Here is a 17,363-nt window from a genome sequence, read left to right as displayed (position 1 = left end):
GGCGAAGGGGGACCCGGCCCGCCGGCGTCAGGCGATGGGGATGACGACGGCCGGCGCGAGGATGACGTACTTGACGACGAAGAGCGCGATCGTCAGGCCAGCGACGGCGCCGAGGGTGCCCCACGCGATGGCCGGTGCGCGGCGCTGACGGGCGAGCGCGAAGCCGGCCGCGATGGCGGCACCGGCGACGAGCCCGCCGAGGTGGGCCTGCCAGGCGACGTTGGGGATGACGAAACCGAGGACGGCGTTGATGGCGATCGTGCCGACCATCGCCGAGCTGTCCCGGCCGAGGTGGCGCTGCAGCACGACGAGCGCGCCGAAGAGGCCGAAGACCGCGCCGGAGGCGCCGACGACGCCCTGGGTGGAGCCGACCGGCTGGAAGAGCAGGTAGGTCACCGAGCCCGCGAGCGCGGAGACGAGGTAGAGCCCGAGGAAGCGGGCGCGCCCGAGCAGGCCCTCGAGGTAGGGCCCGACGAACCACAGCGCCATCATGTTGAAGACGATGTGGAAGATCTGCGAGGGCGAGTGCAGGAAGGCCGAGGTCAGCAGGCGCCACGGCTGGTCGACGGCGAGGAAGGCCGCGAGGGCCCCTTCGCCGTAGACCTGCGGGGTCGCGAGCTCGCCGAGGTAGACGAGCACGCAGATGGCGACGATCGCCCGGGTGAGGTAGGGCGTGTCGCTGCGCGAGGCCCGGCCGCCGAGCGGCGTGAGCGTCGGTCGGTCGGCGCGGGCGGCCTCGCGCACGCAGTCGACGCACTGCACGCCGACCGCTGCGGGGCGCTGGCAGTCCGAGCACGCCGGCCTGCCGCACCGCTGGCAGCGGACATAACTGACCCGGTCAGGGTGACGGGGGCAGGTCGGCGGGGGCCCGGAGATGGGCGGCTCGGACATGCGCAGCGCGAAGGGGGAGAGTCGTCAGTCGACGATCTCGACGGACTCCATGACGACCGGCTCGGCCGGCTTGTCGTTGGCGCCCGTGCGGACCGCGGCGATCTTGTCGACGACCTCGCGGCTCGGGCCGTCGGCGACCTCGCCGAAGACCGTGTGCTTGCCGTAGAGGAACTGGGTCGGCGCGACGGTGATGAAGAACTGGCTGCCGTTGGTGCCCTTGCCCATGCGCTTGCCGGCGTTGGCCATGGCGAGCTGGTAGGGCTTGTCGAAGGTGTGCTCGGGGTGGGGCTCGTCGTCGAAGGTGTAGCCCGGGCCGCCGAAGCCCTCGCCGAGGGGGTCGCCGCCCTGGATCATGAAGCCGGAGATGATCCGGTGGAAGACCAGGCCGTCGTAGAAGGGCGTCGGGTTGGTGCGGCCCGCGTCGTCCTTGTACTCCTTCGTGCCCTTCGCGAGGCCGACGAAGCTGTCGACGGTCTTCGGAGCGACGTCCGGGAAGAGCTCGATGGTGATGTCGCCGTGGTTGGTGTGGAGGATCGCCTGCATGTGGCGAGTTTGGCACAGCGACCCGTGCGTGCGGTGAGAGCCCCGGATTCCCTGGACGCCGACGGCGTATCGCCAGGCGATCCGGGGCAGGATGGGTCGTAAGCACCACGCACGAAGCACCACCCACGACATTCGAGGAGGACCGGTGTTCCGCACGGAGAGCAAGGTCGAGAAGGGCCGCGTCGCCGCCCACGAGGGCGCCGAGTCGGGTGTGGCCAAGATCCACACCCTCATCGACAAGGTCGCCGAGGGCGCCGAGACCGGCTCGGACCGGGCGGCCGGGCTCGGCGCAGCAGCGAGCGCGAAGAGCGCCGACCTGCGTGCCCAGGCCGCCGACGCGAGCAAGGACGTCCGCAAGGACGCGAAGAAGACCGGCAAGCAGCTGCGCAAGGATGCCTCGAAGAGCACCAAGCAGCTGCGCAAGGACGCGAAGAAGGCCGGCAAGCGCGCCGGTGACGGCGCCCACGACCTGCGCGACACGATCGTCGACGACGTCCTGCCGAAGGTCGTCGCCACCGCGACCGGCCTGGCCGCCACCGGCGCCGCGACGACGAAGTCGGTCGCGGACGAGGCGGGCAAGCGCGCCCCGGAGGCCTTCCACGCGCTCAAGGACGACCACGACACCCACGCCGCGCTCGCCGCGATCAAGGGCGAGACCCGCCGCTCGGGCCGCAGCTGGAAGGTCCTGCTGCTGGCGCTCGTCGCCGGTGGTGTCGCCTTCTACGTCGCGAAGAAGCAGCAGAAGCCGAAGAAGGACCCGTGGGCAGTGCCCGCCGGTGACCCCTACAAGGCGCCCGACACCGGTCGCGCCTCGAGCGTCACCCCGGCCGCCCCGGTGACCGACGGCGCCGCGGCGACGAGTCAGACCCCGATCGCCGACGAGGTCGTCGCGGACGAGGTCGTCTCGACCGACGACGTGCCGGTCGCGGGCTCCGCGGCCCCCTCGCTCGACGCCGGTGACGGCCCCGTCCTCGGCGAGGGCGACACGACCCACGCCGCGATGACCGGCCACCCGGACGGCGTCGGCGACCAGGGCGCTCCCTCCACGGGCTCGGGCGACACCGGTCTCGGCGAGACCCGCCCGCTGTCCAACGAGGAGATCGACGAGCTCGCCTCCGACGACCCGACCCAGGCCCACGTCGGCTCCCCCGACGAGACCGCTCAGACCAACGGCGAGGGCGGCGACGCCTGGAGCAGCGCCCGCGACTGGGCCGACGACGGCCAGAACCCCGACGACAAGCGGGGCTGACCCAGCACGACCAATGACGAAGGGGTGGCCACGGCATCAGCCGTGACACCCCTTCGTCGTGTCTTGGGGTGGGTTGAGACACGAGCGCCAGCCCCATGGCTGGTCGAATACGAGCGCCAGCCCCATCGCTGGTCGAGGTGCGAGCGCCAGCGAGCCTCGAGACCACCGCACCCAGACTCACCGGGTCTCGAGGCCCAGGCCCTGGGGGGCCTTCGCACCTCGACCACCAACAGCCGCTGGTCGAGGTGCGAGCGCCAGCGAGCCTCGAGACCGCAGAGCCGCATCAATCAGCTCGCGCCGAGCACCGCCCAGGCGATCAGCTGGTCGAGGCGACGGATGTCGATCTTCTTGTCCAGCTTGATCTTGATGTGTCCTGCACGCGTCCACATCTCCAGCTCGGAGTTGAAGTCGAACATGCCCCCGGCGTTCTCGGAGGACCACATGTCGATGCGGCTGTAGGGCAGCGAGTAGACCTCGACCTTCTTCCCCTTCAGACCCTGCGCATCTCGGACGATGAGTCGCTTCGTCGTGAAGATCGCCGAGTCGCGGAAGGTCTTGTAGGCAGCGACTGCCTGCTCACCTTCGACGAGGAGCGACAGGACGTCCTGCGGGATGGGGATCTCTTCGATGAGCGTCCACGAGGTGATGGCTGTGGTTTCCATGGTCCGCACCCTCCCACCTGAACCATGCCCACGACCCCGGATCGTAAAATCTTCAAAAAAGTCTTCGGACAGCTGCATCCGACAGCGCCTCCCCGCGGGAAGTACGAGATGACAGGACGCACAGGGCGTCCTCACTCGAAGGAGAGGTAATCCAATGTCTGCCACCACTCGCGCCATGGGAGTCACCGCAGCGATGGCCCTCGTCGGGCTCTCCGCCGCCGCGCCGGCACACGCCGCCGACGACGCGCACGTCTCGATCCTCCACGCCGTGCCCGGCGCCACCGTCGACGTCTACGTCAACGGCGACGCCCTGCTCACCGACTTCAAGCCCGGCACCCTCACGGACCCGCAGGCCCTGCCCGAGGGTCAGTACGACCTCAAGGTGACCGCCGCGGGCGCCGGTGCCGACGGCGACGCCATCGTCGAGGCCAACGACGTCGACGTCCCCGCCGGTGCGAACATCACCGTCGTCGCCCACCTCGACGCCGACGACCAGCCGGCGCTCACCCCCTTCGTCAACGACACCAGCGCGATCGACGCCGGCAAGGCCCGCCTCACGGTGCGCCACACGGCCGCCGCCCCCGCGGTGGACGTCCGCGCGAACGAGGAGGTCGTCTTCTCGAACCTCACCAACCCCAACGAGGAGAGCGCTGACGTCGCGGCCGGCACGGTCTCGGCGGACGTCGTCCTCGCGGGCACGGACACCGTGGCGATCGGCCCGGCGGACCTGAACCTCGGTGAGGGCACGAACACCATCGTCTACGCGTGGGGCAGCGCGAAGGACAAGAACCTCAAGCTGGCCACCCAGTCGATCTCGGGCATGCACTCCTCCCCCAACGGGGTCCCGAGCGGTTCGGGCGGTCAGGTCGCGGCGGCTGACGAGACCGGTCGCTACGCGATGGCCACCCTGGGCGCACTCGCGGCCGGCGGTCTGGTCTTCTTCGCGGGTCGCCGCAAGTCCCGGGTCCAGGCCTGATCCTGATGACCCGGGCGCGGCACCCACGAGGGCGCGTGATCGGTCTCGCCGCCGTCACCGCGCTCCTCGTGGGTGCCGTCCTGCTCTTCCTCACCCGCCCGTCGGCCGACGACGCCGGCACCGTGGACGCGGCCCTGTCGGGGCCGTCGACGACGGGCGGGTCGAGCAGCACCTCGAGCGCCGCTCCCTCACCGACGTCCTCCGGGACGTCGCCCTCGCCGGGCTCGACGAAGGCTGCGAAGGCTCCCCGGACCGCCGTCGCCACGGCGCCCGCCACCCCTTCGGCCGCCCCTCCCGCACCCACCTCGGTGAGCGTGCCCGAGCTCGACGCGACGCTCCCGGTCCGCCCGGTCGGCGTCGACACGACCGGGGCGATGAGCATCCCCGAGGACCCGAGGCAGGCGGGCTGGTACAAGTTCGGGTCCGCCCCCGGGCAGGACGGGGCGACGGTCATCACCGCGCACGTCGACACCAAGGAGCTCGGTCCCGGGCCGTTGGCCCGTCTCGACACCCTCTCGAAGGGGGATGCCGTCACCGTCAGGACGTCGGCCGGGACGACCACCTACCGCGTGCGCGAGGTCGTGCTCGCCCGCAAGACCGAGCTCGACCTCGACGCCCTCTTCCGCCGCTCCGGACGGCCCGCGCTACACCTCGTGACGTGCGGCGGGGCCTTCGACCCGAAGACCGGGCACTACGAGGACAACGTCGTCGCGATCGCCGAACCCGTCGCAGGGCGTGAATAGGATCGGCGATGTGCCCCCGACGACGCCCCCGCACCGGGACCTCGCTCCCGAGGAACGTGAAGCCATGGCTGTGCAGCTGAGCGAGGGCCAGCCGTCGGCGATCGAGGCGGCCTACCGGCACTACTCGCACCTCGTCTACACGATCGCGCTGCGCGCGCTGGGTGACCGGCAGGACGCCGAGGACGTGACGCAGCAGGTCTTCCTCGCCGCGTGGCGCGGGGCGGAGAACCTCCGCCCGTCGCCCACCGCCCTGCCCGGCTGGCTCGTCGGCATCGCCCGGCACAAGATCGCCGACGTGCTCCAGGCCCGGGGGCAGGAGTCGCGGCGGCTGCGTGCCGTCGCCGACGAGACGGGGCGGATCGGGCCGGAGACCTCGCGCGACCACGCGCTCGAGATCGCCGTCATCGCCGAGCTCGAGGCGATGGGCGACCCGCGCGGCCAGATCCTGCGGATGACGATCATGGAGGGGCTGAGCCACAGCGACGTCGCCGACCGGCTGGACCTGCCGCTCGGCACCGTGAAGAGTCACGCCCGGCGCGGGCTGATCCACCTACGACAGGTGCTCAAGGAGGTGCGAGACGATGACTGAGACCCCCCGCTGGCCCGACGGCCACCCGGACGAGGACGCGCTGGCGGACCACGCCTTCGACGTGAGGGACGGCCTGCCGGGTGACCCGGACGTCGTCGCGCACGTCGCCGGGTGCGCGCAGTGCTCCGCCGACCTCGCCGAGCTGAGCGACCTGGCCCGTGGCCGGGTGCCCGGCGAAGGGGGACCCCTCGCCCGCGCGGTCGACGACCGGGGCGAGATCGCCTGGCAGTACCCCAACGAACGGGTGTGGGACGCGATCGCCGCCGAGATGGGCAGGCCCGCGCTCACGGTGGTCGGCGAGGAGCGGCCGGCCCGTGCCGTGCCGGCCCCGGCCGACCGGGCGGGCGACGGCCCGACCCCTGCTGCGGAGCGGTCCGCCGGCGGCTTCAGCCTGCGGCGCACGGTGCCCTGGCTCGCCGGTGTCGCCGCGCTCGTCGTCGGCCTCGCCCTCGGGCGCGGCATCGGCGACCCCAGCCCCGAGGTCACCGAGGTGGCCCGGCTCAGCACGGTCGACGACGCGAAGGACGCGCGCGGCCAGGCCGAGCTCGTGCGCGCCGGCGACGGCCTGCAGCTGCGGGTGCAGCCGCAGTCGCTGCCGAAGGGGCCCGGCTACCTCGAGGTGTGGCTGCTCAACACCGACGGGTCCCGGATGGTGTCGGTCGGTGTCCTCGACGGTGACTCGCCCCAGGACTACACGGTGACGCAGGACCTCATCGACGAGGGCTACACGGTCGTTGACATCTCGCGCGAAGCCTTCGACGACAAGCCGGAGCACTCCGGCGACTCGCTGGCCCGGGGGACGCTCGGGGCCTGAGAGGCTGCCGGCGTCAGGCGAGCCGGCTGCCGTCGGGCACGGTGCTGGCGGTCGTCGCGAGGACGATATGCCCTTGGTCGTCGGGCGCCCCGGTCACGAGGACCTCAGAGACCACCCCCGCGATGCGCTTCGGCGGGAAGTTGACCACGCACAGCACCTGCCGGCCGACGAGGTCCTCGGGCTCGTAGAGGTCGGTGATCTGCGCGCTGGAGGTCTTGATGCCCAGCGGTCCCAGGTCGACCTGGAGGACGTAGGCCGGCTTGCGGGCCCGGGCGTTCGGCTCGGCCGCCGTGACGGTGCCGACCCGCAGGTCGACTCGCTCGAAGGTCGCCCAGTCGAGGGGCTCCGTGGTCTGTGCGTCCTGGGCCTCGTCCACGGGGGTGATGCTCGCACGCCGGTGACTGGATGGGGCGTCCCGTGCGTGCGTCAGCGGGTGAGGGTCGCGAGCCGGCCGGCGAGGACCTCCCGGGACCAGGTGGCGGTGAGGTGGTTGGAGACGCCCCGGTAGACCTGGACCGGCCCGTCGGTCCCGGTGTGGACGGGCGAGTAGGTCGGGCCCGACCCGCGGGCGGCGATGGGCGTGAGGTCGAGGACGGAGATGCGTGGGCTGGCCTGCCGGGCGGCGGTGAGCGTCGCGGACCGTCCGGCGTCCGCGTCGGTGAGGCGGAAGCGGCAGCGAGTCGTCGGGCTGCTCGACGCGACGACGCACGAAGGGAGCGTCGCGACGTCTGCGGGCAGCGGCGACGCCGTCACGAGGTGGACCGTGGCGCCGTCGGCTCGCAAGCGCCACACGGTCGACCGGATCTGGGTGCTCGTGCCGAGCCCTCGTCCGGCGAGCACGACGATCGGCCGACGGCCGTCGCGGGCCTCGGCCCGGATCTGGCTGCGGACCCGGGCGGACCACCGGCCCGAAGGGGAGTCGCCTGCCGGCAGTCGGAAGATCCCGCCGGACTTCGTACGGGGGAGCAGGGCGCGGTGCTGGCCCGCGGTCGACCGACGCAGGCCATCCGCCAGCTGGCCGGCCATCGAGTCACCGACGAGGAAGACCGGTCGCCCGTACCCGTAACGACGCGTCGTCGGGACCTCGCGCGCGCCTGTCAGGTGATCGCCGGTGGCGTAGTGGAAGGGCTCGTCGAGCTGCGTGGCGCGCACGGTCGACGGGTCGACACCGTCGGCCGACGCTGCGGGTGGAGCAACGACAAGGAGCGAGGCCGCGATGAGTGCGGGCGCGACGAGCAGACGGGCGGCAGGCATGCTCAGCATGGTCCTCCCACCCGGCCGATCCCTCCACCAATGATCGTCGGGCGTCTCCCTTCGTCACGGCCGGCATGGACTCTCGACCGCTACAAACCCGGCGGCAGACGCACTGGGTCGTGGCCATCCCCCAGGACAGCCCGCCCGTCCTCGTCAACGCCGACCTCCACGACAGCGTCGGCCTCCCTCTCCCACCGCCACCGCTGCGTCAGCCGCCAGTCGACGGTGGCGACGACCGCGCACATCTTCTGGCGACTCAGCCGTCGCAGGCCCATCGGCGAGACGTCGAGGGTCAGAGCCTGGTCAACACCCGTCGCTTCCTCGACACCCGCGACGTCGTCGACCAGCCACAGGTCGACCACCCTGGCCGGGTGAGGGACGCCAGAGGCAGGGAGATCATCGAGCCCACGGACCACCAGCGACCCGCCCGCACTCGCCATCTCGCCCAACATCTTGCTTGCGTCGACCTCACGGTCGCTGGGGAGGCGCGTCGCCACCCGACGGCCGACCATCGCTGACGCGCGGGCCACCCCGGTCCACTCGCGGCCGCTGGTGAGCTCGACCGACCGTCCGGATCGCAGCGCCGTCCGGGCGAGCTCGTCGACGACAGTCGACACCTGACCGGGACGCACACCGTCGCCGTACCCGACGACCGTCAACGAGGGCGTCGGGAGATCACCAAGCACGCTCTCGAGACCGGACGCGCGCAGGTCTACGCGTCGCGAGAGGTAGAACTCGATCGCCTCGACGTCGGCCGCGAGCTGTCCTGCGAGCGTCCGATTCATGTCCAACTACTACCGTCGACCCCCGACAGCGAGCTCCTGGAGAGATGTGCTGAAGAGCAGACGGGTACCGCCGTCGCGATCAATACTCACGTGATGACATCACTAGAACCGATCACCGTGACCCCACACCTCCACGAAGACCAGCGGGCGGGGGCGGTCGCGCTGCTGCAGGGATACTTCGCCGGACTGCTGGACAAGGGCCGTGGGTTCGAAGGAGGGTGGTGGGACACCTTCGACCCGAGCGGCACCAGGTCGTCATCACAAGATCGCTTCACCGCAGACGACGTCCTCTCGGCTTCGCTGCTCTCTGCGGACATCCACCCCACCGCCCGTCCAGATCCTTTTCACCTATGCGGACCACTTGAATGCACAGCTCGGCGGTCTGGGAGCGGATCGTGAGCTCGCGTCGCTGTCGGCAGCTGAGGCCCGCGACCTTGAAGAGCAGAACCGTCCGCTGTGGTCGGCCGTCAGAAAACTCCACGATGTGGGCGTGACCCGGACGAGCAAGCTGCTTGCTCGTAAGCGCCCGAACCTGATCCCGATCTACGACTCGGTGATTCTGTCGGTCTCATCGGACACCGATTGTCGGCGGCCGTGAGCACCATTTGGCACCGCCGTCGGGTCGAGTGTCGACGAGATCTGACACCACCGTCCCGGGGGCCTCAGCTGGGGGCGAATGCGCCCGGCCCGGTCTCCAGATGGGTCTCCGATGGGCAACTATCCTAGTGCTAGAATAGTTGAGTGGAATTGACTTCTGCCGAACTGACCGTGCTGGGCCTGATCGTTGAGCACCCCCGGCACGGCTACGACCTGGAACAGGTGATCGAGCAGCGCGGCATCCGACAGTGGACGGACATCGGCTTCTCATCGATCTACTACGTGCTCGCCAAGCTGGAGAAGCGCGGCCTCATCGAGGCCGCCGAGGGCCGTTCTGGCGTGAAGTCTCGGCGGGTGTTCCAGGCCACTGCGGAGGGGCGGCAGATCGCCGCAGATGAAGCCGTTGCGTTCATCGCCGATCTTCGGGCGGTCCCATATCCGGTCCTCGTCGGACTGGCCAACTTGCCGCTGGTCTCGGAGCGCGCCTACGACGAGGCGCTGCGCAGCAGGCTGATTCAGCTCGAGGCCAGGATCGCATCAGTCATGGAAGCCGAGCGGTCGCAAGCTCCCCTCCCACGCCCCGCACGGGAGGTCTTCTCCTACTCCCTCAGCCTCCTGGAGGCGGAAAGGTCGTGGCTCGCCGAACGAGTCCAGGTATCCGATGAGTGACAAGGCCGAGCTCAAACCGCCCGACAGGACGATCATCGACGGAGTCTCCACGGCCGGCGGCTCGCACTGCGAGACGACGGCGCTCGGCGTGCTCCTGCGACATGCCGGACTCGACCTCTCCGAACCGATGCTCTTTGGGTTGGGGAGCGGGCTGTCCTTCATCTACTGGGACTCGAAGCAACAGGAGCTGCCTTTCCTGGGCGGCAGGGTGAAGCCCTTCGTGCTCGCCCAGAACCTGACCCAACGGCTGGGGCTCGAGCTGCGCGTGCAGGAGACCACCTCCGCACGTAAGGCCTGGGACCAGGTCCGCTCCTCGATCGACGATGGGATCCCCGTAGGGCTACAGCTCGACAGCCATGACCTGGAGTACTTCGGATCCCGCGTGCACTTCGCCGGTCACGTCGTCGCCATGTACGGCTACGACGCCGAGCGGGCCTATTTGGTCGACACCGCGCAGCAGGGCGGAGCCGTGTCCACGAGCCTGGAGAGCCTGGCCAGAGCGCGAGCCGCACGCGGGCCGATGTCGGCCCGCCACCGGTCCTTCACCGTGAGGGTGGCGGTGCCGAACATGGATGGCGGGCACCTCATCCCAGCGATCATCTCCGCGATCACCGCGTGCGCTGAGGACCTCCTGACGCCGGCGATCGCCAACCTCGGCAACCGAGGAATCCGCACAGCAGTTAAGCGCGTGCACTCGTGGTTCGATCGAGTCGAGGACCCCGGCCGCAACCTCACAGTCATCGCCACCCTGATGGAACGCGCGGGCACCGGAGGCGCACTGTTTCGCAACCTGTACCGAGACTTCCTGACCGAGTGCCACGGACTACTCGAAGGCAGGCCGGGCGCGGACCTCGTAGAGCAGGGAAGGGATCTCTTCGCCGAATCCGCGCTGCTCTGGACGAGCGTTGCCGAACTCATCGAGAAGGCAGGTGCCTCGGGTAGCCCGGACCATCTCGCCAAGGCGAGTCAACTGCTCGATGACATCGCGACGATCGAGACCTCCGCGATGACTGCACTCGGCTCCCTGACGAAGTCCGGGCCAGACCACTCCCCACGGCGCTCCTAAGCGGGTCGGTCGTGCACGGTCGCCTGCGCCTCCTCGGAGCGATCGCGGTCCCGGCCGCGCGAAAGGCACCTCGTCTGAGGATCGGATCCGCCTGATGGCAGGAAGCCGGGTGGATCTGTATGCCGCGATCCGGCGTGACGCCAGGACGGGCATGTCGAATCGTGCCCTGCAGCGCAAGCACGGGGTCGGGTACCGCACGGTCGCTGCTGCGTTGGAGTCGGCGTGGCCGAAGGCCAGGAAGCCGCCGCCCAAGCGCGGGTCACGGCTCGATCCGTACCGAGACGTGATCGACGGCTGGTTGCGCGACGATCTCGACGCGCCGCGGAAGCAGCGGCATACCGCCAAGCGGATCTTCGACCGGCTGCTGGACGAGCACGAGGCCACAGGCGTCGTCTCTTACGGGATGGTCCGCGACTACGTCGCCACCCGCCGCCGCGAGATCCGCATCGAGGCCGGTCGAGAACCCGCGAACACCTTCATCCCGCAGGAACACCTCCCCGGTCGGGAGGCCGAGGTCGACTTCGGCGAGGTCGCGATCCGGCTGCGCGGCGAGCTGGTCACATGCGCGCTGTTCAGTCTACGGCTCTCCTACTCCGGCAAGGCTGTGCACCGAATCAGCTCCTCGGCTGGGCAGGAAGCCTTCTTCGAGGGCCACGCACACGCCTTCAATGTGCTCGGAGGGGTCCCGACCGGGAAGATCCGCTACGACAACCTCAAGGCCGCCGTCGCGAGCGTGATCGGCTTCTCCCGCCAGCGGGTCGAGGCCGACCGATGGACTGCGTTCCGATCCCACTACGGCATCGAGGCCTTCTACTGTCAGCCTGGCATCCAGGGGGCGCATGAGAAGGGCGGCGTCGATGGGCAGATCGGCTGGTTCCGCCGTAACCACCTCGTCCCCGTCCCCGAGGTCGACTCCCTCGCGGAACTCAACGCCCTCATCGACGTCTGGGACATCCACGATGACTCTCGTCGGATCGGTTCGCGCGCCCACACGGTCGGCGAGCACTTCTCCACCGAGGAACCGCTCCTCGCGCCGCTTCCGACCGAGCCATTCGAGACCGGCCGCTGGTTCACGCCCCGGGTCGACCGGTACGCCCAGATAGCGGTGCGGATGAACAAGTACTCCGTGCCCGCCCGCATGGTCGGACGCCAGGTCCGAGTGCTGCTCCACGCCAGCAACCTGGTCGTGTTCGATGGCAAGACCGAGATCGCCCGCCACGAGCGGCTGATGACCAAAGGCGGCACACGCGTTGATCTCGACCACTACCTCGAAGTCCTGCTCCGCAAGCCTGGCGCACTGCCCGGCGCGACCGCGCTGGAGCAAGCGCGCGCGGCAGGCCGGTTCACGCCGGTCCACGACTCCTGGTGGGCCGCCGCCTGTAAGGCGCACGGTGATGCCGAAGGCACCCGCGCGCTGATCGAGGTGCTGATGCTGCACCGTCATCTGCCCCACGACCAGGTCGTCGCCGGCCTTGCCGCAGCGCTGAATGCTGGCGCGCTCACCGCCGACGCCGTCGCGCTGGAAGCCCGCAAACACGACAACTCGACGGAAGAGGCCGTCATCGAGATCAGCGGCGAGCCATTGGCGTCGCAGGAGGCACCCGCAGTCAGGTCGTTGACCGAGCGCCGGCTCCGTGCCCACCTGCCCGCAGACGATCGGCCGCTGCCGAGCGTGGAGAAGTACGACCAGCTGTTGGCCAGCCGCCGCGAGAACCCGAACGAAGGAGCCGCACCATGACCCCCAAACGCCGTGGAATGACCGAGGAAGCAGCCGACGCCGCGATCGACCAGGCCTGCCGGATGCTCCGGATGCCCACCATCCGCAACTCCTTCACCGACTACGCCGACCGGGCCAGCCGGGAGCAGATGTCCTACCGCGGCTTCCTCGCCGAACTACTGCTCGCCGAATGCGACGACCGCGCCCGACGCCGGTCCGAGCGCCGAATCAAGGCCGCCAAGTTCCCCCGCGAGAAGTCCCTGCGAGCCTTTGACTTCGACGCCAACCCCAACATCGACCCCGCCGTGATCCACACCCTCGCCAAGTGCGAATGGGTCCAGAAGGGCCAGCCACTCTGCCTCATCGGGGACTCCGGCACCGGCAAGTCCCATCTGCTCATCGCACTCGGCACCGAGGCCGCCATGGCCGGCTACCGGGTCAAGTGCACCCTGGCCACCCAACTCGCCAACGAGCTCGTCGAGGCCGCCGACGAGATGACGCTGGCGAAGACCATCGCCCGCTACGGCCGCGTCGACCTGCTGTGCATCGACGAACTCGGCTACATGCAACTCGACCGCCGCGGCGCGGAACTGCTCTTCCAGGTCCTCACCGAACGCGAGGAGAAGGCTTCCGTCGCCATCGCCTCGAACGAGTCCTTCGGCGGCTGGACCAAGACCTTCACCGACCCCCGGCTATGCGCCGCCATCGTCGACCGGCTCACCTTCGGCGGCACCATCCTCGAGACCGGCACCGACTCCTACCGCCTGGCCCAAGCCGCCAAGCAGCGGACGACCTGACCGCTGCCCATGCGCGGGAAGTGATGTCGACCCAGACCTACATCACCAGCACGAATCCGGCCCCAGCGGTGTCAGAACTCACCGACAAGCGGTGTCGGACGAAACCGGCGAAGCCAACTCGGTCATCGGTGACGCTGTGTACGGACGGTCTGCCACGGTCGCCCAGTGGCAGCGGATGCACGCAGCTCTTACAGCCGACGGCGGCCGCTTGCAAGAGCACCTGCTGAGCCTTCGGCAAGATGGCGGATTGCCGGAAAAAGTCAGTGCACTGCGAGTCTTCGACGTCATTGCCTGGCTCGACGGGAGCGGTAAAGCACAGAAAATTCTCGCTCGGCACTAGGCCTTGCTCACGCCGTGCACGCGGCGACACATCACAGCCCTCGCGGGAGACCGCGAGGGCTGTTGGCGTGTTCGGGTGGAGCCAAGGGGACTCGAACCCCTAACCCCCTGCTTGCAAAGCAGGTGCGCTACCAATTGCGCCATGGCCCCTGGATGTGAAGTTGTGCGACCCCGTCAGGCGCGGGAGTCGGTGGCCGCGGCCCACACGTCGCGCGGCGGGGCGGACGCGGTGCCTCCGCGCTGGCCGCCGGCGGCAGCTGCGGCGTAGAGGTCCTTCTCCGAGCGCTGCGCCTCGATCTTGCGGCGGGCGTACGCGGCTCCTGCGGCGACGGCAGCGAGGGCGAGGATCTTCTTCATCGGCTGCTCCGTGGTCGGGCATCGAAGGGGGGATCGGGTGGGCCTAAGAGGACTTGAACCTCTGACCTCTTCCTTATCAGGGAAGCGCTCTAACCGTCTGAGCTATAGGCCCGTGTGCGACCAGATGCGTGGTTTCGAGGCTCAGGCCCTGAGGGCCTTCGCACCTCAACCACCGTGGCTGACGCGACGCCCGAGGTTACCTCACGGCTGGCGTCGCGGCCAAAACGCGGGGGTCCCTGGGGTCGTGCAGCGCTCAGTCGTCGGTGAGGGTGAGGTGGAGGCCGCCGACGAGGCTGGCGACGATGTTGTAGAGGAAGGCGCCCAGGGTGGCCAGGGCGGTCAGCAGGACGACGTCGACGACCGCGACGACGACCGACAGCGAGACGACGCGGCCGAAGCCGAGGAAGTCCATGATGTCGAAGGTCTGGCCCGAGCCGTCACCGATGATCTGGCTGGCCAGGGAGTTGATGGAGTCGAAGACCCCCATCGCCGACATCAGGCTCCACAGCACCGCGCTCATGACGACCATCGCGATGCCCAGGGCCACGGAGAGGAGGAAGCCGACCTTCATCGCCGACCACGGGTCCACCCGCGAGACCATGAGCTTGACCCGACGACCGCCTCGAGCGGGTCGGGATGCCGCGGGACGGGGGGCGCCCGCCCCCTTCGCGCCCTCGCTGCCGCGAGAGGCCTGCATCACCGTCGTGTCGCTCACTGGTCACCTCCGGGGGCCTGGTCCCCGCTGTCAGTCGTGGCATCCGTGGCCGGCTCAGAGCCGTCCTCGGACGCAGGTACAGGCTCCGACGCTACCGCGTCGTCCTCCACCTCTGCTGCGACACCCCGGTCGACGTTGCGCGCGACCGCCACGATGGCGTCGCCCTTGCGGGGGGTGGCGAAGGAGACGCCCATGGTGTTCCGGCCGGTGCGGGAGACCTCGGTGACCGCCGAGCGCACGATGTTGCCGCGCTCCATGACGACCATGACCTCGTCGTCCTCGCTCACGGTGAGCGCCCCGACGAGCTGGCCGCCCTTGCCGGACTTGGCCGCCATGACGCCGAGCGTGCCGCGCCCCTTCGCCGTCCACTCCGAGGCCGGCGTGCGCTTGGCGACGCCGTTCTCGAAGACGACGAAGACGTCGGGGTCGGTGCCCTCCTCGATGACCTGCATCGACAGCAGCGAGTCGCCGTCGCGGAACTTCATGCCCGTCACACCGCTCGTGCCGCGCCCCATCGGGCGCAGCTGCTCGTCGGTGGCGTGGAAGCGCACCGACATCGCGTTGCGCGAGACGAGGAGCAGGTCGTCGGCGGCGGAGGCGAGACCCGCGGTGACGAGCTCGTCGCCGTCGCGCAGGTTGATCGCGATGAGACCGCCGGAGCGGGGGGAGTCGTACTCGGTGAGGCGCGTCTTCTTCGTCAGGCCGTTGCGCGTGGCCAGGACGAGGTAGGGCGCCGCCTGGTAGTCCTTGATCGCCAGGACGGCCGCGATCTGCTCCTCGGGCTGGAAGGCGAGGAGGTTCGCCACGTGCTGGCCCTTGCCGTCGCGCGACGCCTCGGGCAGCTCGTAGGCCTTCGCGCGATAGACCCGCCCGAAGTTGGTGAAGAAGAGCAGCCAGTGGTGCGAGGTCGTCGTGCCGAAGTGCTCGACGACGTCCTCGCCGCGCAGCGTCGCGCCGCGCACGCCCTTGCCGCCACGTTTCTGGCTGCGGTACTCGCTGACCTTGACCCGCTTGGCGTAGCCGCCGCGGGTGATCGTCACGACGACGTCCTCCTCGGGGATGAGGTCCTCCATCGCGACGTCGCCGTCGTAGGGCAGGATCCGCGTGCGCCGGTCGTCGCCGTACTTGTCGACGATCGCCTGCAGCTCCTCGGAGACGATGCTGCGCTGGCGCTCGGGCGTGGCGAGGATGTCCTGGTAGTCGAGGATCTGGGCCTCGAGCTCGTCGTGCTCGTCGATGATCTTCTGACGCTCCAGCGCGGCGAGCCGGCGCAGCTGCATCTCGAGGATGGCGCGGGCCTGCTCCTCGTCGATCTCGAGCAGGTTGATCAGCCCGTCACGGGCCGCCTCGACGGTGCGCGACGCGCGGATGAGGGCGATGACCTCGTCGAGCGCGTCGAGCGCCTTGAGCAGGCCGCGCAGGATGTGGATCGCGGCCTCGGCCTTGGCCAGGCGGTACTTCGTGCGCCGGACGATGACCTCGATCTGGTGCTCCACCCAGTGCCGGATGAAGGCCGAGATCGGCAGCGTGCGCGGCACCCCGTCGACGAGGGCGAGCATGTTCGCGCCGAAGTTCGTCTGCAGCTGGGTGTGCTTGTAGAGGTTGTTGAGCACGACCTTGGCGACCGCGTCGCGCTTGAGCACGATGACGAGCCGCTGGCCGGACCGCCCGGAGGTGTGGTCCTGGATGTCGGCGATGCCCTGGACCCGGCCCTCCTTGACGAGGTCGGCGATCTTCAGCGCCAGGGTGTCGGGGTTGACCTGGTAGGGCAGCTCGGAGACGACGAGGCAGGTGCGCCCCTGCAGCTCCTCGACCTCGACGACCGCGCGCATGATGATCGAGCCGCGACCGGTGCGGTACGCCTCGTCGATGCCCCGGGTGCCCATGACGAGCGCGCCGGTGGGGAAGTCCGGACCGGTGATCCGCTTCATCACCGCCTCGAGGGCCTCCTCGCGGCTGGCCTCGGGGTTCTGCAGCATCCACTGGGCCGCGTCGGCGACCTCGCGCAGGTTGTGCGGCGGGATCTGGGTGGCCATGCCGACGGCGATGCCGGCCGAGCCGTTGACGAGCAGGTTGGGGAAGCGCGAGGGCAGGACGTCGGGCTGCAGCGTCTTGCCGTCGTAGTTCGGCACGAAGTCGACGGTGTCCTGGTCGATGTCGCGCACGAGCTCGAGGGCGATCGGCGCCATCTTGCACTCGGTGTACCGGGGGGCGGCCGCGCCGTCGTTGCCGGCCGAGCCGAAGTTGCCCTGCCCGTCGATGAGCGGGTAGCGCAGCGACCACGCCTGCACGAGGCGCACCATGGCGTCGTAGATCGCGCTGTCGCCGTGCGGGTGGTACTGACCCATGACGTCGCCGACGACGCGCGAGCACTTGTTGTAGCCGCGGTCGGGGCGGTAGCCGCCGTCGTACATGGCGTAGACGATGCGGCGGTGCACCGGCTTGAGGCCGTCGCGCACGTCGGGCAGCGCACGGCTGACGATGACGCTCATCGCGTACTCGATGTAGCTGCGCTGCATCTCCGCGTTGAGGTCGATCGGGTCGATCCGGTCGGTGGTGACCTCGGTGCCGGTGCCGTCGGGGGTGTCAGTCATGTCGTC

At 69.8% G+C, this 17,363-nt stretch carries 21 protein-coding genes and 2 tRNA genes; 12 read left to right on the top strand and 11 right to left on the bottom strand.

What is annotated here, in order from left to right; genetic code table 11:
* Positions 1-27: 27 nt before the first annotated feature.
* Together L6241_RS07255 and L6241_RS07250 are read right to left on the bottom strand one after the other, a co-directional pair.
* A complete protein-coding gene (locus L6241_RS07255; RefSeq protein WP_368245546.1) occupies positions 28-762 on the bottom strand; it encodes a rhomboid family intramembrane serine protease in 735 nt (244 codons plus the stop codon).
* Positions 763-915: 153 nt separating this feature from the next.
* On the bottom strand, positions 916-1,434 hold the full coding sequence (locus L6241_RS07250; RefSeq protein WP_191564195.1) for a peptidylprolyl isomerase: 519 nt from the start codon (positions 1,432-1,434) through the stop codon (positions 916-918).
* 145 nt (positions 1,435-1,579) lie between these two features.
* Here L6241_RS07250 and L6241_RS07245 point away from each other — a divergent pair, with 145 nt between their 5' ends.
* Positions 1,580-2,683: a hypothetical protein gene (locus tag L6241_RS07245; RefSeq protein WP_368245545.1), complete on the top strand. Its 1,104-nt coding sequence runs from the start codon at positions 1,580-1,582 to the stop codon at positions 2,681-2,683.
* A gap of 287 nt (positions 2,684-2,970) precedes the next feature.
* Here the strand turns inward: L6241_RS07245 and L6241_RS07240 are convergent, their stop codons facing one another.
* Positions 2,971-3,345 carry a PH domain-containing protein gene (locus L6241_RS07240; protein WP_368245544.1) on the bottom strand — a complete coding sequence of 125 codons (375 nt, stop codon included), beginning with the start codon at positions 3,343-3,345 and terminating at the stop codon, positions 2,971-2,973.
* A 175-nt stretch (positions 3,346-3,520) separates the two neighbouring features.
* Here L6241_RS07240 and L6241_RS07235 point away from each other — a divergent pair, with 175 nt between their 5' ends.
* From L6241_RS07235 to L6241_RS07220, 4 genes are all read left to right on the top strand, one after another.
* Positions 3,521-4,321 carry a DUF4397 domain-containing protein gene (locus L6241_RS07235; protein ID WP_123093221.1) on the top strand — a complete coding sequence of 267 codons (801 nt, stop codon included), beginning with the start codon at positions 3,521-3,523 and terminating at the stop codon, positions 4,319-4,321.
* 35 nt (positions 4,322-4,356) lie between these two features.
* A complete protein-coding gene (locus L6241_RS07230) occupies positions 4,357-5,064 on the top strand; it encodes a class F sortase (RefSeq protein WP_368245543.1) in 708 nt (235 codons plus the stop codon).
* A gap of 64 nt (positions 5,065-5,128) precedes the next feature.
* Positions 5,129-5,653, top strand: a complete 525-nt coding sequence (locus tag L6241_RS07225) for an RNA polymerase sigma factor (protein WP_368245542.1) — start codon at positions 5,129-5,131, stop codon at positions 5,651-5,653.
* Positions 5,646-6,467 (top strand): anti-sigma factor, encoded by an 822-nt coding sequence (locus L6241_RS07220; protein ID WP_368245541.1) that lies wholly within the window; start codon positions 5,646-5,648, stop codon positions 6,465-6,467. The genes L6241_RS07225 and L6241_RS07220 overlap by 8 nt, the downstream gene beginning before the upstream one ends.
* 13 nt (positions 6,468-6,480) lie before the next feature.
* Here the strand turns inward: L6241_RS07220 and L6241_RS07215 are convergent, their stop codons facing one another.
* From L6241_RS07215 to L6241_RS07205, 3 genes are all read right to left on the bottom strand, one after another.
* Entirely contained in the window at positions 6,481-6,843 is a 363-nt protein-coding gene (locus L6241_RS07215) for a tRNA-binding protein (RefSeq protein ID WP_368245540.1), read from the bottom strand.
* A gap of 50 nt (positions 6,844-6,893) precedes the next feature.
* Positions 6,894-7,721: an SGNH hydrolase domain-containing protein gene (locus tag L6241_RS07210; protein ID WP_368245539.1), complete on the bottom strand. Its 828-nt coding sequence runs from the start codon at positions 7,719-7,721 to the stop codon at positions 6,894-6,896.
* Positions 7,722-7,810: 89 nt separating this feature from the next.
* On the bottom strand, positions 7,811-8,506 hold the full coding sequence (locus L6241_RS07205) for a hypothetical protein (RefSeq protein ID WP_368245538.1): 696 nt from the start codon (positions 8,504-8,506) through the stop codon (positions 7,811-7,813).
* 93 nt (positions 8,507-8,599) lie between these two features.
* On the opposite strand from L6241_RS07205, the gene L6241_RS07200 reads away from it, so the two are divergent.
* From L6241_RS07200 to L6241_RS07170, 7 genes are all read left to right on the top strand, one after another.
* Complete coding sequence (locus L6241_RS07200; protein WP_368245537.1) at positions 8,600-8,905, top strand: DUF6308 family protein; 306 nt, start codon at positions 8,600-8,602, stop codon at positions 8,903-8,905.
* Positions 8,814-9,104, top strand: coding sequence for a DUF6308 family protein (locus L6241_RS07195; RefSeq protein ID WP_368245607.1), 291 nt, complete (start codon positions 8,814-8,816; stop codon positions 9,102-9,104). The genes L6241_RS07200 and L6241_RS07195 overlap by 92 nt, the downstream gene beginning before the upstream one ends.
* A 143-nt stretch (positions 9,105-9,247) precedes the next feature.
* Positions 9,248-9,772 (top strand): PadR family transcriptional regulator, encoded by a 525-nt coding sequence (locus L6241_RS07190; protein ID WP_368245536.1) that lies wholly within the window; start codon positions 9,248-9,250, stop codon positions 9,770-9,772.
* Positions 9,765-10,838, top strand: coding sequence for a BtrH N-terminal domain-containing protein (locus L6241_RS07185; protein WP_368245535.1), 1,074 nt, complete (start codon positions 9,765-9,767; stop codon positions 10,836-10,838). The genes L6241_RS07190 and L6241_RS07185 overlap by 8 nt, the downstream gene beginning before the upstream one ends.
* 94 nt (positions 10,839-10,932) lie before the next feature.
* Positions 10,933-12,576, top strand: coding sequence for an IS21 family transposase (gene istA / locus L6241_RS07180; protein ID WP_368245534.1), 1,644 nt, complete (start codon positions 10,933-10,935; stop codon positions 12,574-12,576).
* Positions 12,573-13,352 carry an IS21-like element helper ATPase IstB gene (istB, locus tag L6241_RS07175; protein WP_368245533.1) on the top strand — a complete coding sequence of 260 codons (780 nt, stop codon included), beginning with the start codon at positions 12,573-12,575 and terminating at the stop codon, positions 13,350-13,352. Before istA ends, istB begins: the two co-directional genes overlap by 4 nt.
* Before the next feature lie 91 nt (positions 13,353-13,443).
* Positions 13,444-13,692 carry a DUF6308 family protein gene (locus L6241_RS07170; protein ID WP_368245532.1) on the top strand — a complete coding sequence of 83 codons (249 nt, stop codon included), beginning with the start codon at positions 13,444-13,446 and terminating at the stop codon, positions 13,690-13,692.
* Between the two features lie 76 nt (positions 13,693-13,768).
* On the opposite strand, the gene L6241_RS07165 is transcribed toward L6241_RS07170, so the two are convergent.
* The 5 genes from L6241_RS07165 to gyrA all read right to left on the bottom strand — a co-directional run bounded on the left by L6241_RS07165 (position 13,769) and on the right by gyrA (position 17,357).
* Positions 13,769-13,841, bottom strand: a tRNA-Ala gene (locus L6241_RS07165).
* 24 nt (positions 13,842-13,865) lie between these two features.
* The gene (locus L6241_RS07160) at positions 13,866-14,048 is read right to left on the bottom strand and encodes a DLW-39 family protein (RefSeq protein ID WP_068270957.1); all 183 of its coding nucleotides are present in this window, start codon (positions 14,046-14,048) and stop codon (positions 13,866-13,868) included.
* Positions 14,049-14,086: 38 nt separating this feature from the next.
* Positions 14,087-14,160, bottom strand: a tRNA-Ile gene (locus tag L6241_RS07155).
* A gap of 141 nt (positions 14,161-14,301) precedes the next feature.
* The gene (locus L6241_RS07150) at positions 14,302-14,763 is read right to left on the bottom strand and encodes a DUF3566 domain-containing protein (protein ID WP_224766930.1); all 462 of its coding nucleotides are present in this window, start codon (positions 14,761-14,763) and stop codon (positions 14,302-14,304) included.
* Complete coding sequence (gene gyrA / locus L6241_RS07145; RefSeq protein ID WP_368245531.1) at positions 14,760-17,357, bottom strand: DNA gyrase subunit A; 2,598 nt, start codon at positions 17,355-17,357, stop codon at positions 14,760-14,762. The genes L6241_RS07150 and gyrA overlap by 4 nt, the downstream gene beginning before the upstream one ends.
* Positions 17,358-17,363: the final 6 nt, after the last annotated feature.

It is taken from the genome of Janibacter sp. Y6, from assembly GCF_040900765.1.
In the GTDB taxonomy this organism is placed as follows: Bacteria; Actinomycetota; Actinomycetes; order Actinomycetales; family Dermatophilaceae; genus Marihabitans; species Marihabitans melonis.
This window is presented reverse-complemented; position numbering and strand designations above follow the sequence as displayed.